12 protein-coding genes, 1 tRNA gene and 1 other annotated feature are annotated in these 16,155 nt (G+C 38.2%); of the genes, 5 read left to right on the plus strand and 8 right to left on the minus strand.

What is annotated here, in order from left to right; translation table 11 throughout:
- Positions 1 to 34: 34 nt before the first annotated feature.
- The 3 genes from J2Z38_RS07060 to hpf form a co-directional block, all read right to left on the minus strand.
- A complete protein-coding gene (locus J2Z38_RS07060) occupies positions 35 to 1,210 on the minus strand; it encodes a GspE/PulE family protein (protein WP_209774268.1) in 1,176 nt (391 codons plus the stop codon).
- Positions 1,210 to 2,739, minus strand: coding sequence for a YifB family Mg chelatase-like AAA ATPase (locus J2Z38_RS07065; protein ID WP_209774269.1), 1,530 nt, complete (start codon positions 2,737 to 2,739; stop codon positions 1,210 to 1,212). Before J2Z38_RS07065 ends, J2Z38_RS07060 begins: the two co-directional genes overlap by 1 nt.
- A gap of 135 nt (positions 2,740 to 2,874) precedes the next feature.
- The gene (gene hpf / locus J2Z38_RS07070; RefSeq protein WP_209774275.1) at positions 2,875 to 3,414 is read right to left on the minus strand and encodes a ribosome hibernation-promoting factor, HPF/YfiA family; all 540 of its coding nucleotides are present in this window, start codon (positions 3,412 to 3,414) and stop codon (positions 2,875 to 2,877) included.
- A 482-nt stretch (positions 3,415 to 3,896) separates the two neighbouring features.
- Between hpf and J2Z38_RS07075 the strand changes: the two genes are divergently transcribed.
- The 4 genes from J2Z38_RS07075 to J2Z38_RS10715 all read left to right on the plus strand — a co-directional run bounded on the left by J2Z38_RS07075 (position 3,897) and on the right by J2Z38_RS10715 (position 8,886).
- Entirely contained in the window at positions 3,897 to 5,816 is a 1,920-nt protein-coding gene (locus tag J2Z38_RS07075; protein WP_209774277.1) for an alpha/beta hydrolase family protein, read from the plus strand.
- A complete protein-coding gene (locus J2Z38_RS07080; RefSeq protein WP_209774278.1) occupies positions 5,797 to 6,774 on the plus strand; it encodes a YihY/virulence factor BrkB family protein in 978 nt (325 codons plus the stop codon). Before J2Z38_RS07075 ends, J2Z38_RS07080 begins: the two co-directional genes overlap by 20 nt.
- Positions 6,764 to 7,297 (plus strand): 5-formyltetrahydrofolate cyclo-ligase, encoded by a 534-nt coding sequence (locus J2Z38_RS07085; protein WP_209774280.1) that lies wholly within the window; start codon positions 6,764 to 6,766, stop codon positions 7,295 to 7,297. Before J2Z38_RS07080 ends, J2Z38_RS07085 begins: the two co-directional genes overlap by 11 nt.
- Positions 7,298 to 7,398: 101 nt before the next feature.
- Positions 7,399 to 7,633: a binding site (T-box leader), on the plus strand.
- A gap of 251 nt (positions 7,634 to 7,884) precedes the next feature.
- Positions 7,885 to 8,886, plus strand: a complete 1,002-nt coding sequence (locus J2Z38_RS10715) for a uroporphyrinogen decarboxylase/cobalamine-independent methonine synthase family protein (RefSeq protein WP_225304612.1) — start codon at positions 7,885 to 7,887, stop codon at positions 8,884 to 8,886.
- Between the two features lie 426 nt (positions 8,887 to 9,312).
- Here the strand turns inward: J2Z38_RS10715 and serS are convergent, their stop codons facing one another.
- Entirely contained in the window at positions 9,313 to 10,602 is a 1,290-nt protein-coding gene (serS, locus tag J2Z38_RS07095) for a serine--tRNA ligase (RefSeq protein WP_209774282.1), read from the minus strand.
- A gap of 354 nt (positions 10,603 to 10,956) precedes the next feature.
- Here serS and J2Z38_RS07100 point away from each other — a divergent pair, with 354 nt between their 5' ends.
- Complete coding sequence (locus tag J2Z38_RS07100) at positions 10,957 to 12,837, plus strand: acyltransferase family protein (RefSeq protein ID WP_225304613.1); 1,881 nt, start codon at positions 10,957 to 10,959, stop codon at positions 12,835 to 12,837.
- Between the two features lie 181 nt (positions 12,838 to 13,018).
- On the opposite strand, the gene J2Z38_RS07105 is transcribed toward J2Z38_RS07100, so the two are convergent.
- From J2Z38_RS07105 to J2Z38_RS07120, 4 genes are all read right to left on the minus strand, one after another.
- A tRNA-Val gene (locus J2Z38_RS07105) sits at positions 13,019 to 13,094 on the minus strand.
- 473 nt (positions 13,095 to 13,567) lie between these two features.
- On the minus strand, positions 13,568 to 14,455 hold the full coding sequence (locus J2Z38_RS07110) for a DUF4349 domain-containing protein (RefSeq protein ID WP_209774285.1): 888 nt from the start codon (positions 14,453 to 14,455) through the stop codon (positions 13,568 to 13,570).
- A 61-nt stretch (positions 14,456 to 14,516) separates the two neighbouring features.
- The gene (locus J2Z38_RS07115) at positions 14,517 to 15,188 is read right to left on the minus strand and encodes an NAD(P)H-hydrate epimerase (protein WP_209774287.1); all 672 of its coding nucleotides are present in this window, start codon (positions 15,186 to 15,188) and stop codon (positions 14,517 to 14,519) included.
- Positions 15,175 to 16,155, minus strand: coding sequence for an ATP-binding protein (locus tag J2Z38_RS07120; RefSeq protein WP_209774289.1), 981 nt, complete (start codon positions 16,153 to 16,155; stop codon positions 15,175 to 15,177). The genes J2Z38_RS07115 and J2Z38_RS07120 overlap by 14 nt, the downstream gene beginning before the upstream one ends.

Genomic DNA, 16,155 nt, shown 5'->3' on the forward strand with positions numbered 1-16,155 from the left:
TTCTCCCGTTTTTCAATTTTTTCATAATTCACCTTCAATAATCAAGGGCGGATAAAATTTCTTCGAAGGATGTTTCTCCTTCTAAGACTTGAATTAGGCCGTTTACTATCATTGGTCTAAAGCCATCTTTTTTTAGTTTTTCGCCGATTTTTTCACTTTCTAGGCCATAGATTCTAAGTATATCCTTAAATTCATTATCTATCGGCATAACTTCTTCTACTGCCTGGCGGCCCTTGTAGCCTCCGTTGCAATGTGGACAACCTACTGGACGGTAGATTACAGCGTCCCTGTCCACATCTATGTAGGTTGACATTAGTTCATATTCTGCATCAGTCATGACGTCTTCTCTTTTGCAGTCGCAAAGTTTTCTCACTAGCCTTTGGCCTGCGAGGAGGTTTACAGCTGACCTTATGAGATAATCTTCCACTCCCAAGTCTTTGAGTCTAATAAGACCCGCAAAGGCATTCCTCGTATGAGCAGTAGAAAGGATTAAGTGACCAGTAATTGCAGCTCTAATTGCTATTTCTGCAGTTTCCTTATCTCTAATTTCACCAATCATAATTATATCAGGGTCTTGGCGTAGAATGGATTTTAGGACTACTGGATAGGTTAGACCGATTTTTTCGTTGATTGAAATCTGATTTATATTTTCAATCTTATATTCAACTGGGTCTTCGATTGTGATTATATTGACATCCTCCCTGTTGAGTTTTTCTAAAAGTGCATATAAGGAAGTTGTCTTTCCTGATCCTGTTGGCCCAGTCATCAAAATTATGCCAGATTTTTTCCTAATGGCTTTGGTGAGTTTATCCTTGCTATCATCAGAAAAACCCAAGAGCCTGGCCTTTTCCATAAAAATATCTACAGAAAGGATTCTGATTACAATTTTTTCGCCAAGAATTGTAGGCACAGACGATACCCTAAAATCAATACCAGGAAAGGCCTCATATTGCATAGACCTATCCTGGGGCATCCTTTTTTGGGAAATATCCATCCCACAGGACAACTTTATTTTTGATGAAACCATGTCAAAATATTCCCTGTGAATTTGCATGATATCAACAAGAGACCCGTCTATCCTTAGCCTAATTTTCCCGAAGCCTTCCTCAGGTTGAAGGTGGATATCAGATGCGAAAAGACCGATAGCTTCTCTTATTAAATTTTCTATAAAGCCGTCAATATCAACAGCAATCTGCCTTTGGTCTAGCATTAGACACTCCAATATTTATCGTCAAGAGACCTATACCTTATAGCCTCAAGGAGATGTTTTGTCGTAATTTCCTCACTTGCCTCAAGGTCGGCAATAGTCCTTGCCATTTTTAGGATTTTGTTATAACTCCTTACGGAAAAATTGTATTTATTAAAGGCCATCTGGCCTATTTTCTCAACTTCTGGACTTAATTTGATATATTTTTTCATCTGCCTAGTTGAAAGTAAGGCATTGGTCTTGATTTTTTCGTCCTTATACCTGACAGCTTGGATTTGTCTTGCCCTTACCACCTCGCTCTTAAGCTCGGCAGAAGATTTCGACTTAGAATCATCGTGCAAATCATCATATTTTACAGGTTTTATCTCAATATGGATATCAATCCTATCAAGAATTGGCGAAGAAATCTTGTTTAGATACCTTCTAATTTCGTTAATCGAACATGTACATTCTTTAAGAGGATTGCCGTAATTTCCGCATGGACAAGGGTTCATGGCAGCGATTAGGATAAAGTCTGAAGGATATTTCACACTGGCCTGGGCACGAGCCACGTTTATTTCCTTGTTTTCGAGAGGTTCTCTCAAGGCTTCGATGACATTTTTTTGGTATTCTGGAAATTCATCCAAAAATAAAACTCCCCTGTGGGCGAGGGTAATCTCGCCTGGTTTTGGCACAGAATGCCCACCACCGATGAGGGCAACCTGGCTTGAAGAGTGGTGAGGAGCCCTAAAAGGCCTTGCACTTACCAAATGACCACTATCAAGAAGGCCCATTATAGAATAAATTTTTGTCACCTCAACCCTTTCCTCAAAACTCATATCTGGGAGGATGGTTGGCAGGTGTTTGGCAGAAAAAGTCTTGCCAGATCCAGGAGGGCCTACCATTAGCAAATTATGGCCGCCTGCCGCCGCAATTTGTAGGGCACGCTTGAGATTTTCCTGGCCCTTAAGGTCCTTAAAGTCCAAATCATAAGAAATTTCCTCATTCAAAAGTGCTGGATTTATCTTATAAAAATCCTTCTTCAAGTCCCCATTCAAAAAGGCTACAACGTCGTTTAGTTTATTGAAAGGATAAACCTCAATATCGGAAATAATGGCACATTCTTCCTTGTTTTCTTCTGAAATGATAAATTTTGTAAAGCCTTGCTCACGCATGGAAATCACCATAGCAAGGGCACCTCTAATTGGCAAAATCCTCCCATCTAGGGAAAGTTCTCCCAAAAATATATAGTCATCGTAGGCCCTATCGATGACTCCCATAGAGCTTAGAAGAGAAATTGCTATGGGTAAATCCAGCTGTGTTCCCTCTTTCTTAAGGTCTGCTGGAGAAAGATTGATGGTAATCCTTCCTGCAGGAAATTTATAGGATGAATTTACAAGGGCCACCCTCACCCTGTCCTTGGATTCTTTTATAGATGAATCAGGTAGGCCAACTATATTAAAGGCAGGCATACCTGATGTGATATCGCTTTCAACTTCCACTAATTTGCCCTCAAGGCCAATTAGGGATGTGGTATTAGTTTTAGAATACATAAGTCCTCACTTTCTTATAATAATTATAACATAAAATAAAATTTCTGGCTTTATAAGCAAAATAAAACTCCCACCTCTGGGGTGGGAGAAAGGAGAAAAACACCTTGAATAATATAAGGGTGTCGTATGTTAATTTTATCTGGTTGGAACAATTAGGCCGTAGTCGCCTTTTTTCCTCTTATATACAACCCTAACTTCCATGTCTTCTGCGTCTTGGAAAACAAAGAAATTGTGGTTTAATAATTCCATTTGTAGGATAGCCTCTTCTGCACTCATAGGTTTAACCGGAATAGTTTTTTCTCTGGCTATCTTGATTTCTTCTTCTTTTTCATCAGCTTTTGCTTCAGAATCGAAAGCCTCAAACTTGATACTATCGCCAGTTTGTCTGTCTCTTTGGAGTCTGGTCTTATGCTTTCTGATTTGTCTAACAAGAGCATCTATAACCCTGTCGATAGCATTCTCATAAGTTTCCTCGTAAGCTTCAGCCCTCAAGATTGTGCCACCATCTAAAAACATAGTAGCTTCAAGCTCGTAGCCTATGCCCTCCTTAGCAAACTTAAGATCCATATTTTCTTCATCATGGAAATACTTATCTAACCTATCAAATTTCTTTTCTGACTCGATTTTGATGTCATTTGTCAAGGTGAAATTTTTAGCTTTGATATTTAGTTTCATAATTCCCTCCTATATTTAGTTAGCAGGCTGCTAACTTTTATATTATCTATATACCCAAAAACCTTTTCCTTAATCTTAATTAATAAAAAATTTCTTTATGAGATATAATAAAATTATCCCCACGAAAGAAAGGGGGTGATGTCCCATGGGGAAAGATTTGATAGATATAATTTTTATAATTATATCAAGTTTCGTATTACCCTTGTTATCAAATATTCTTTTCGAATTATGGAAAGAAAAAAGAAACAAGGAATGAAAAAAGAGGAGTGACCGCTCCTCTTTTTTCGATGCCCCAATGGGAAACATTTGTAGTTTCGTATCACAAAGTTTGCGCTTTGCGGCTTTTTTGATGGGTAAGAGGTGGCTTCTCTTACCTACATTATATGACAATTTACAGATTTATTCAAGGTCAATACCCTTATTCCGTTTATCCCCACACTCCAAAAGGGTATAATTATAGTATTAATGAAAAAGGAGAATATATGACTAAAATCAACGACTTATTTGACTATGAATTTCTATCCGGAATTTTAGTTTCTAAAGATGACAATAAAATTGCCTACAAAATAACCCAGGCAAATCTAAAAGACAATAAATATGACACAGACCTTTACATTTACGAAAAAGATCTCGGCAAATCCTACAGGGTTACAGACAAAAAAACCGCCAGCCTTTACACTTTTGACGGTGATTCTAACTTGATCTATAAGTATGAGTCTGATGATTCTTTTGATTATTTTTATAAAAACGATGGACACGGCCTAGGAGAGATCGCCTTTAAACTTGATAAGGACATTAAATCTATTAAATGGCTAAAAGACGATACTTACCTAATCTCAGCGAGCCCAAAGAAAACTGAAGATGAAAAAAAGGCAGAAAAAGAAAATGAAGCCTATGAAGAAGTCACAACCCTTCCTTTTTGGCTAAATGGCGCTGGCTACCTCAAGGAAGAAACAGTATATTATTACCTTTACGATTTGAAGGCTGACAAGCTTACAGAAATCCTAAAATCAGACAAGGATAATGAAGTAAATGGCCTTGATATAAGCGAAGATTTAGGAAAAATCGCCTACATCAAGGGACACAAAGATTCAAATGGCGTTATGGAATTTCGTGAATCAATCATCCTAAAAGACCTAAAGACAGGAGAGGAAAAGGTCCTTGTAGAAAAGGGTTACTCTACCTACACCCTCAATTTCATCGAAGATAGGCTAATTTTTGTTGGAACAGATATGAAAAAAGGCGGAATTAATGAGGACGCTTTTATTTACCAAGTTGACTTTGATGGCAAGGTAAAAATGGTAAATGACGATTCTTTTGACAAGTCTTTTGGCAATTCTGTCGGCACAGATGCTAGATTTGGAGCTACAAAAACCTTCCAAGTCCATAATAAGAGGCTATATTTTCTAGTAACAGAATTTGAAGAATCCAAGCTTTATTCAATCAATCTCGAGGGTGAATTAAAACTCGAACTTGATGGCTGCATAGAAGACTTCTTCGTGACTGATAAAGACATTTATTACCTAGAAATGGGAAGAGACCACCTTGCTGAACTTAAAATCAAATCCAAAGACCAAAGCCTAATTGCAAATAAGATTGAAAACGTCCTTCCAATCGAGGAATTTAATTTCCATTCAAATGGAGACGACTTAAGGGGCTATGTTCTTTTACCAAAAGATTTCGACCCAGACAAAAAATATCCAACCATACTTTCTGTTCATGGTGGGCCAAAGACAGAACTTTCTGACATTTTCCACCACGAACACCAAATGCTTGCCTCAAATGGCTATATAATTATTTATACAAATCCACACGGATCAAGCGGAAGGGGTGTAAAATATTCTGACATCAGGGGCTCCTATGGACAAATCGACTTTGATGATTTGATGAATTTTGTAGATGAGGCAATAAAAAAATATCCACAAATTGATTCCGACAAGATGGGAGTCTATGGCGGATCCTACGGTGGTTTTATGACAAATTGGACAATCGGACACACCGACAGGTTTAAGGCTGCTGTTAGCCAAAGGTCAATTTCAAACTGGACAAGTTTTTACGGTGTATCTGACATTGGCTACTACTTTGCAACAGACCAAACTGCTGCAGATCCTTGGGAGAGCCTAGATAAAATGTGGGACCAATCCCCAATCAAATACGCCAATAAGGCCAAAACCCCTACCCTCTTCATCCACGCAGACTGTGACTACCGCTGCCCACTAGAACAGGGAATCCAAATGTATAACAAGCTAAAACTAAATGGAGTAGATACAAGAATGGTAATATTCCATGGAGAAAACCACGAACTATCACGATCTGGCAAGCCAAAAGCTAGGATAAAAAGGCTTACTGAGATTAAAAATTGGTTTGATAAACATCTGAAAAATGAAGATAAAGAAGCATAAATTTAAGGATTTTCTAAAAAATTTCATAAATAGGCTAAAAACCCAGGACATAATGACCTATTCATCTGCCCTATCCTTCTACTTTCTCCAGGCCTCCATCCCACTAATGATGGTCCTGGTGTCAGTAGTTTCAAGGGTTCTAAAGGGTAATGAAACAATTATCTATGAGTTTTTAAACCTAGTGCCAAAGACAACTGCAGATTTAATAATCAAGGCCCTAGACATCATGTTTGCCTCGAGCCAATCTGCCGCTGTCACAACAGTCACAATCCTCTTTGCCCTCTGGTCTGCAACAAGTGGAGTAGACAAGCTAATCGCAGCTATAAACCACGCCTACGGCCTAGGCCACCAAAGTAGGGCCATCAAACAAAGACTGATGAGTATCATCTATACCATTATTTTTATAGTTTTTATCATGTTTTTGCTTATCTTTCAGATTTACGGACCGACTATCCTAAAAATCCTTGATAGCAAAATCCTTGATATAACAGGGAAATTTTTGGGGAAAAATTTGGAATACATCGTTGACTTCCTCTCTTCCCCAATCTTTACCATCCTAACCACAGCTATACCGCTTTTTATCATGGCAGCAGCCTTGGGTATATTTTATAAGTATGCCCCAGGTAATTCGGCAAATAGGATTCCTTTTAAACAGGCCCTAACAGGTGGGATTTTCACAACCTTTACCATATATGTTACAAGCTTTGCTTATTCATATTTTATAAACAACTTCTCAAACAAGTCCCTAATCTACGGTGCCCTTGCCGGTATCCTTGCCCTTTTCATCTGGCTTTTGATAGTTTCATCACTTCTTATAATAGGAGCTGAAGTCATAGCCGCCTTCAGGGAAGGCTACAGGGATGAGTATTTTGACAAGGATATAGGCCCTAATAATAATGGTGAAAATCCTATGAATAAATTCGTTTCAAAAATAAAAGGAAAAATAAATGAAAAGTGAATTTAGGAGATTTTTCCTTAATCTCAGACGAGAAATGGAAGAAGATTGCATAAAAGAAAATTCAGAAAAAATCATAGAAAACTTATTAGCAAGTGATTTTTACAAAAATTCCCAAAGTATCTTTGTCTATGTTTCAAAAAATAAGGAAGTTGAAACCAAAGATTTTATAAAAAAAGCAATAGCCGATGGTAAAAAAATCTATGTTCCAAAAATAAAAGATCATAAAATGTTTGCGGCAAAATTAGATGACCTATCAGAACTCCAGGCAGGAGCCTTTGATATTCCAACATCTAAAAGCCTCGAATTTATAAAAGATCCAGACCTTAGCATCTGCCCTGGCCTATCTTTTGACGATGACAAAAATAGACTGGGCTATGGTGGTGGGTTTTATGATAGATTCTTAAGAGAAAATAAAACCACAAAAATCGGCCTTATGATTTCAGATTTTAGGTCTATAAAAATTCCTGCCGATCCTTGGGATATAAAAATGGACTTTATAATCACAGAAGATAAAATATTTTAAGTTTTAAACCTTATTTTATAGCCATTTATACAGAAATTTTCGAATAATTATTAAAAATTATTTGACAGGGAAAATTTTCCTATGTATAATCGAACTATAGAAAATAAACTATGAGAAGAAAAGTAGATTTAATCAACCTACCCAGAGAAGCTATGTTTGGTGAGAGTAGCCTAGTGAGATTAGATTGAAAATGGCCTTTGAGTTTCTTATCCGATATTTAAGATAAGACGGGATCGCCCGTTACAGCGATAGGGTATGTTGGTACCCGATGAGTTATTAATTGTGAAATTAATTTGAAATTAAGGTGGTAACACGTGGCAAAGCTTCGTCCTTTATGGGACGGGGCTTTTTTTATACTTTACTACATAGAATATTTTCTAAGGCGCCTAATGTTAGAATGTTGGAAAATTTAGAAAAATATAAGAGGTATAAAAATTACAGAAAGATTTTTAACAGTTGGATCATTACTTAGAAACGAAGAATTATTAAAATACAAAAGAGAAATTGAAAAAAGAGATGATATAACATATCCATTTTACGATGACTTTGCTGGCTACAAGACTTGCGAAGATAAGGCAGTAGCAGATGTGGTTGAAAAACAAATCGCGGCAGGCCTTACTGAAATCACAGACGGAGAATATTCAAAATCCCTCTGGCACCTCGACTTTGTTTGGGGCCTACATGGGGTGGAAAGATATATCAGAGAGAGCGGATATTTCTTTGAAGATAAAGATTGTTGCAATAAATTTGAGACCAGACGTGATATAGGACTAAGGCTTGTAGACAGGCTTTCAGACAAAAACCACCCATTCATAGACCATTTCAAGAGACTTAAAAAACTTGTAAATGGCAGAGCTGCCGTCAAACAATGTATCCCTTCCCCATCCCACATTTTTGGTGAAATCATAAGCTTTGGTTTCCTTGAAGATTCTTACTACAAAAACGAAGATGATTTTGAAAAAGACCTAATCCGTTCTTATAAGGAATTTTTAGACGATTTCAAAAATGCTGGCGGAGAAATAATCCAATTTGACGATTGCCTATGGGAACAATTTGCAGACGAATCCGAAAATGCACAATTTGATGGGAATGCGAGAGCTGATAAAAATATCACCCTAGCAGAAAAATATATAGCCATCAACAACGAAGTCATCGACTACGGTCACGACCTAGGACTTAAAGTCTACACCCACAACTGCAGGGGCAACTACGCCTCCCGCCACTTTGGGGCAGGTACTTATGACTCAATCGCTGATCTCTTCCTAGAAAAACAGCATTACGACAGGTTCTACCTAGAATGGGACGACGAAAGAGCAGGATCCCTAAATTCATTAAAAGCCTTCGAGAAAAACACAGACGCAGAAATCGTACTCGGATTCTTATCATCAAAAACCCCAGACCTAGATGACGAAAAAAGAGCCCTAGAATTATTAGACCAAGCAAGCAAAATCATAGACAAAGACAGACTCTACCTCTCCCACCAATGCGGCTTCGCCTCATGCGACAACGGCAACGAACTAAGCCAAGAAGACCAATGGGCGAAAATCACCCAAGGCCAAAACATCGCAGCCAAATTCTGGAACAAATAAAAAAACCAAATCTCTCCTAGTATATAGAAAAAGCACTCCTATGGGGGTGCTTTTGTTGTGGGGAATTTAAATCAAGAATCATTCAACAAGCAAATCCCAAGTCCCGACCAGAGCTAGTCCTTGTTTGGTCCAGAGGTTTCTCCACTCACTTTGATCGGTCGAAAAAAGGGAGGGTAGTCCAAAGATTTCTCTACTTCGGTCGAAACGAGGGTGTGGATTTGTGGATTATTTCAAAGGATGTGGGGGTCCCGACTTTATGAGGTCCCTCGGCGGCCTTTGTCTAACTACGTTCGACCATTTCATGGAGAGCCCTCCATAAGCCGGGCAGGCTAGTTTTTTGTCGGGACGGCGCTTGGGGGGGGTAAACTCCATAACACTTGAAAATTTAAAAGCACCCGGGCTAGGGGTGCTTTGTATTGCAAAAGTTTATTTAACTGTTGGTACGATTTTTTCCTTGCCACCCATGTACATTTGTAATGGAGCTGGGATTTTAACTGATCCGTCGGCTTGGAGTAGGTTTTCTAGGAAGGCTATTAGCATTCTTGGTGGGGCTACTACTGTGTTGTTTAGGGTGTGGGCAAAGTAGTTGCCGTCTTCTCCCCTTAGTCTGATGCCAAGTCTTCTTGCTTGGGCGTCGCCTAGGTTTGAGCATGATCCTACTTCAAAGTATTTGCCTTGGCGTGGGCTCCATGCTTCTACGTCGCAAGATTTTACCTTAAGGTCAGCTAGGTCTCCAGAACAACATTCTAGTGTTCTTACTGGGATTTCAAGGCTTCTAAAGAAATCTACTGTATTTTGCCATAGTTCGTTATAGAATTTTTTAGAATCTTCTGGCTTGCAGATGATTACCATTTCTTGTTTTTCGAATTGGTGGATACGGTAAACACCACGTTCCTCGATGCCGTGTGCTCCTACTTCTTTTCTAAAGCATGGAGAATATGAGGTCATCTTTAGTGGCATCTTGGCTTCTTCGTTGATTGTGTTGATGAATTTACCAATCATTGAGTGCTCAGATGTACCGATTAGGTAGAGGTCTTCGCCTTCGATTTTATACATCATATCTTGCATTTCAGCAAAGGACATAACGCCGGTTACAACTTCTGATCTAATCATAAATGGTGGGATGTAATATGTGTAGCCCCTATCAATCATGAAGTCCCTAGCATAAGAAAGGATAGCTGAATGAAGTCTTGCTATGTCGCCCTTTAGGTAATAGAAACCTGCTCCTGAGGTATTTCTTGATGAATCTAGGTCGATTCCGTCAAAGCTTTCCATGATGTCTATGTGGTAAGGAACTTCAAATTCAGGGACAACAGGCTCACCAAATCTCTCTATTTCAACATTTTCTGTATCATTCTTGCCTAGGGGTACTGTTTCGTCTATGATTTGTGGGATGACTTGCATCCTTTGTTTGACTTCTTCGTTTAGTCTTGCTGTTTCTTCTTCGATGTGGACAAGTTCGTCATTGATCTCAACTACATGGGCCTTAGCGGCTTCGGCTTCGTCTTTTTTGCCTTGGCCCATAAGAGCGCCGATTTCCTTAGAAGTCTTGTTTCTCTCGCTTCTTAGCTTGTCGCCGTCTGTTTTGTATTGGCGTAGTTTTTCGTCAAGTTCTAATACTTCGTCTACTAGGACAAGTTTTTCATCTTGGAATTTTTTCTTAATATTTTCCTTAACAAAGTCTGGGTTTTCTCTTAGTAATTTAATATCAATCATGTTTTCTCCTTAAAAATATGCATAAAAAAAGCCTCCCCCAATTGGGACGAAGGTCTCGTGGTGCCACCCAAATTACGCAAGCAGGGCTTGCCTTAATTTCGTATTTGCTCAAAGACGGATTCACTACTGCCGACAGAGAATTTCCACCAACCATTCCCTCTCTAGGTGCCTTTCATAGCTACTACTTCTTTTCATCGCAATATTTCATTAGTACTAATATACAGCATTTCGGAAAAAAATGCAAATATCTTTATCTGAATTTAATATTGATAACATTTTTAACCCATAATCTTGGGATAAAATTATTTTAAATTAACTCAATAAGAGTATAATGGTTATGTTATGGAGAAAAATGTGAAAAGATTAACTAAAAGAAAAGTGAATTTCCGCTACCTAAATATCCTCAGGGGCTTTTGCCTCTTGACTGTGTCTACCTACCACCTTTTTGGCCACGCTTTGCCGGGTGGTTTTTTGGCTGTAATAGGATTTTTAGTTATGTCCGGATTTTTGATGGAGAAAGCGAATTTTAATAGGGACTTGGCCCTTCAAGATATATTGGAAAGCCTGAAAAGAAAGGCAAAGAAGATCCTGCCCCCTATAATATTCATAAGTTCTATAAGCCTTATTGTGGCCTTGATATTTGCCAGGGAAATCTTTGATGACTCGGCAAGGTCTAGCTTGGCGGTGATTTTTGGCTTTGAAAATATAAGGCAAATTGTTGCAGGCGCTTCATATTTTGACAGGAATGGCAATTTTAACATCTTTGTCCACCTCTGGTACATATCCCTCTACATCCAATTTATAGTAATTTTTTACCTTGTGAAATACATCGGAGGGAAGGTTAGAAATATTTCCGCTAGAATATGGGGACTTATAATTTTAAGCCTGATTAGTTTTGGCCTTTGCCTATATTTCGCCATCAACAATAGTCCTATAATTAGGATTTATTACGGTACAGATACAAGGATTTATGCCTTTTTCCTAGGCATGGCCTTCTACCTTCTTTATTTAAAATACAAGGACAGGCTAGAAGTAAGCCAAAAAAGCCTTAGGATTTCCATAGGGCTTTTAGGACTTTGCCTTTTTGTGCCAATGTTTTTTATAAATGGTGAGGAAATTTGGATTTATAGGTCATTTTTCCTAGTCTATACCCTAGCCTTTGCCCTCATGGTCCTTGTCCTTTACAGGTACGAAATCGAATATGGGGCCAAATTTGCTGATAATATTTTCGGCGGGATTCTGGAATACCTTGGCAGGAGGAGTTTCTACCTATACATCCTCCAATACCTAGTCCAAGTGTTCTTCTCTTATTTCTTGATAAATTTATTAGAAAACAAATTTTTGTACTATGGTCTACAATTTGCTTGGATAATATTTTTGGGAGAAGTTTGTCATATCATATTTAATAGAAAAAGGATTAATAAATACCTAATCCTAGTTCCTTTTGCTGGCCTAATAATCCTAAATATTGTCTCCCTTGCAATCGGCAACCAAAAAGAAAAAGATATGGCCGAGCTTAAGGCGAGATTTGAACAAAGCGAAGAAGAAATCAAGAAAAATAACGAATCTGTCCAGAAAAAGAAAGCTTCAGAAGATAAAAAAAATAAAGAAGACGAAAAAGATAAAGAAGTAAGCTCAGCAGAAAAGGAAGAATCTTATCAAAAAGACCTTGAAAAAGCCAAAGAAGATAAGAATTTCAAAGAAAAACCTTATGATGACTTTAATTTCACAGAAAATGAGCTTAACTACGTAAAGGACATCCACATCACAGCTGTGGGTGATTCAGTCCTTATCAATATTGATAAATACCTAAGAAAATACATTCCAAACCTCTACCTAGACGGAGTAGTCGGTAGGGATATGATTGATGGGCCAAATGTCCTCGCAAATATCAAAAACAACGTCGGCCTCGGAGATATTGTCCTCATCTCCCTTGGATCAAATGGGTCTGCCAACCACAACGACATGCAGACAATTATGGACCTTGCTGAAGGCAGGGATGTATATTTTGTCAATACTTCCCACCTCCAATCCTATATGGATAAGGTCAATGCCGATATGAAGGAATTTGTGGACAAAAATCCAAAAGCCCACCTAATAGACTGGCGTGCCTACGTCAAAGACAGACCAGAACTCTTGGCAGTCGACAGGACCCACCCAAATGTGGAAGGCAGCCAAGCCTATGCTGACCTAGTTGTAAGAAAAATCTTGAATGTAAATAAGGTTAGCGATTAAAAATAAATTTTAAAAAGCCCTTGGACTTTGAAAGTAGAAATAATTTTAATTTTACTTTTGAAAGTCACAGGGCTTTTGTTTTTAATAATTTTATATCTTACATAGAATCAAATAAATAGGATGTGGTTAATTTGTAGTTATACAATAAAAAAACCTTTAAAATCAACTATCTTAAAGGCTATGGTGGGAAGTACTGGGCTTGAACCAGCGACCTCCACGATGTCAACGTGGCGCTCTTCCAGCTGAGCTAACTCCCCAAGTCTATCTAATCATATCAGGAAATTTATTGGTTGTCAAATGGTAAGGATATTTCGTTTGGTATAAAAGGGTGTTTACCCTGTCCAAGCTTTCATTTCCGAGAAATGAAATGACAAGGAATCTCGTGAGCTTGAGATTTCTTTGTATATGAGGTCCTGTCTTTATGAGATCTCTCCTCAGTCTTTGGCTTCGTCGACGGTAGTTTTCGGGCTCACTCTTATCCGTTCCGGATAAAGAGTTCGCCTCGAAAAGCCTCGATTAAGGGCTTCCATCAGTTCGCTACGCTCACTGTGGCCAGACCCATTAGAGACGGCGCAGGGTGTGGAACTACAAAGCAATAAATTTATGTGCCGTTTAGACCTAAGTCGAGAGATCTCTTGCTAGCCAAATATAATTAATACTAAAAATAAGTCTAGATGATTTGGGAATTTTTGAAAAATTGCAGAAGGACGCAAAAATAGGGACTGATCAATCAGTCCCTGTTTTTCTTAAATTTTTTCTTCACCCTATAGAGGATAAAAAGAATTATTAAAATTATCAAGATAAATGGCCAGTAGAGGAAAAATCCTACTATGACTTGGGAGAAAAATTCTTTGACTATTCCTAGAGATTCTCCCATAGCTTCCTTGATTCTTTCTCCTAGGTCTGGATTATTTGCCCTTTGGTCGTAGGAATATACTTCATTTAGGGAAATATTGTAGGTGTCATAGGTCACCCTATCCTTTAGGTCGGCCTTGGCTTTTTTTATGGCATCAATCTCGCCCTGGGTCTCAATGATTTTGGCATTGATGACTAGGGTGTCTTCGATATTTGTAGTTTGATCAAGGAGTTCGTTGAATTTATCGAGCTGTTTTTCCTTGATTTCTAGGTCCTTATCCACATCTCTGAAAGCAGTCCTTAAGTTATTTGAGTTTTTATTTATACTCATGGTCTTGCCGATGTCAGCAAGGACTCGGTCGAATTTATTTACCTTATCTCTTGGGATTTTTATTGTAAATTCAGTAGTCTTTAGGTCCTTGTACCTATCAGAATAAGAAAAATATGTGGATTCATTTTCTATCAGACCTTCAAGGCTCTTAGCAGATTTATTGATAGTCTCAAAGTCCTTGTCGTAATTTGTTGTTTCAAGATCTATATAGACAAATCTCTCTATATAAGAATCTGGATCTTCTATTTCGCTTGGGCTTTCTCCTTCGGATACAGACTCGTCTTTGGACAATTCAGCTTCTGATGAGGCTTGATTTTGAACATCGCTTGCAAAGTCACGGGCTTCTTTAGCTTCTTCTTTGACATGATTTCCAGCCCCACAAGAAGCTAGGGCAAAAATGCTTAGTAAAACTAATATAAATTTCTTTTTCATAAGGCCCTCCTCTTTTCTTTTATTATATCACTATGGTAAACGATTGCAAGGAGGGCGAATTTTAATTAACTAGCCCATATATAACTGAATCTATAGCCTTTTGTGGGATGCCTATATCTTCTATGACACATTTTCTCTTGTAGGCTTCTCTTTCGTAGAGGCCTGTTTTCATAAGTTGCATGGTCACAATCAAATCCGCATCTACCACTTCCCCCAAGTCCTGGCCTGTTGATGCATCAAGGCCTGATGGAATATCTATAGAAATTTTGTATTTCATGACGTTATTTATAATAGAAATTACTGTAGCATAGATACCTGTAACTGGCCTATTAAGTCCTGTGCCAAAAATGGCATCGACAATTAGGTTGACATTGGAAAGTCTTTTTTCCATATTTTCCAAGTCTTCGATTGATTCTACATAATAAATTTCTTCGCAAAGCATCTCGCAGGATTCAAGGTTTAGCTTAAATTCTGGGCTGGCCTTTTCGACATCGCCTATAATAAAAATTTCCACATCCTTGTATCTGGCAAGGAGGTTTCTGGCGAGTGCTAGGCCATCAGCACCGTTATTGCCAACACCTACAACCACTCCAAAGTAGCCAAATTTATTGAGATTTATATGTTTAAGCACAGCCATACTTGCCCTTTCAACTAGGCTTAAAGCTGGCACTTTCAAGACTTCTATGGCGTAGCGGTCGATGGCTTGCATTTGAACTCTGTCAACTAAAATCATAATCTGTCCCCTTTAATCTTAAATCTTCACCAAATATTTCATAGGTCTTTGAATTATTACCCAAAATTCTGGAAAATACCCTCGGTCCGTAGATTTCTCCTATCATATCTTCGTTAAGGTTTGAAGATAAAATAATTGGCAGACCCTTGTTCATCCTCTCATTTACAACATCAAAAAGATTGGATTGGTCGGTTGACCTGTGGGTTTCGGCCCCAAGATCGTCTATAATTAGCAAATCACAATCAAAAATCATCTCATATTGGCTCTCGAGGTTTTCACGCCTATCTTCAAAGGCCCAATGATAGTCATTTAGGAATTTAAAAAGCTTGGTTGATGTCATGTAAACAACCGAATAATTCCTGTCTAGAAGCTCCTTGGCTATGGAATTTATTAGAAAAGTCTTGCCCCTTCCGACTTCTCCCTGGATGTATATGTTAGCACTTTGTCTGTCAAAATTATTTATATATTCCTTTATTTCTCTAACAATTTTCACAATATTTTCGTAAGGAATCACGTCATAATTCATATAAGGATTTTTGGAAAATAAATTGAAATTAAAGGTTGAGAAATTTTCCCTATTTATGGCAGCCCTGAGTCCTGACTTTTCGTAATTATCTTCTATGATGAGATTTTTTCTACAAGAACAAGGCTTGGTACCAACAAAACCGGTATCCTTGCAAAGGTCGTGGTGGTACTTTAGGTCCATGTAATCAGTCTCATAGCCATTTGCCAAGAGGAGTTTGTTCTTTTCTTTTTTTAGGGTTTTTATTTTCTCTTCCGCTGGCCTTGTGTCCATATTCTGGGCAGCAAGCTCTAGACTTCTAAAACCAGTTTCCTTTATAAGGGCGTCGATTGCCTTTATTTGAGGGATTTTTTTGTAAATTTCTTCTATGCGCTCGTTTTGCAAGACCTTGTTTACCCTGCGTCTCTCGGCTAGGATTAGGGATGCTTTTTCGTTGGCTTTCAT

The organism is Anaerococcus degeneri (assembly GCF_017874475.1).
In the GTDB taxonomy this organism is placed as follows: domain Bacteria; phylum Bacillota; class Clostridia; order Tissierellales; family Peptoniphilaceae; genus Anaerococcus; species Anaerococcus degeneri.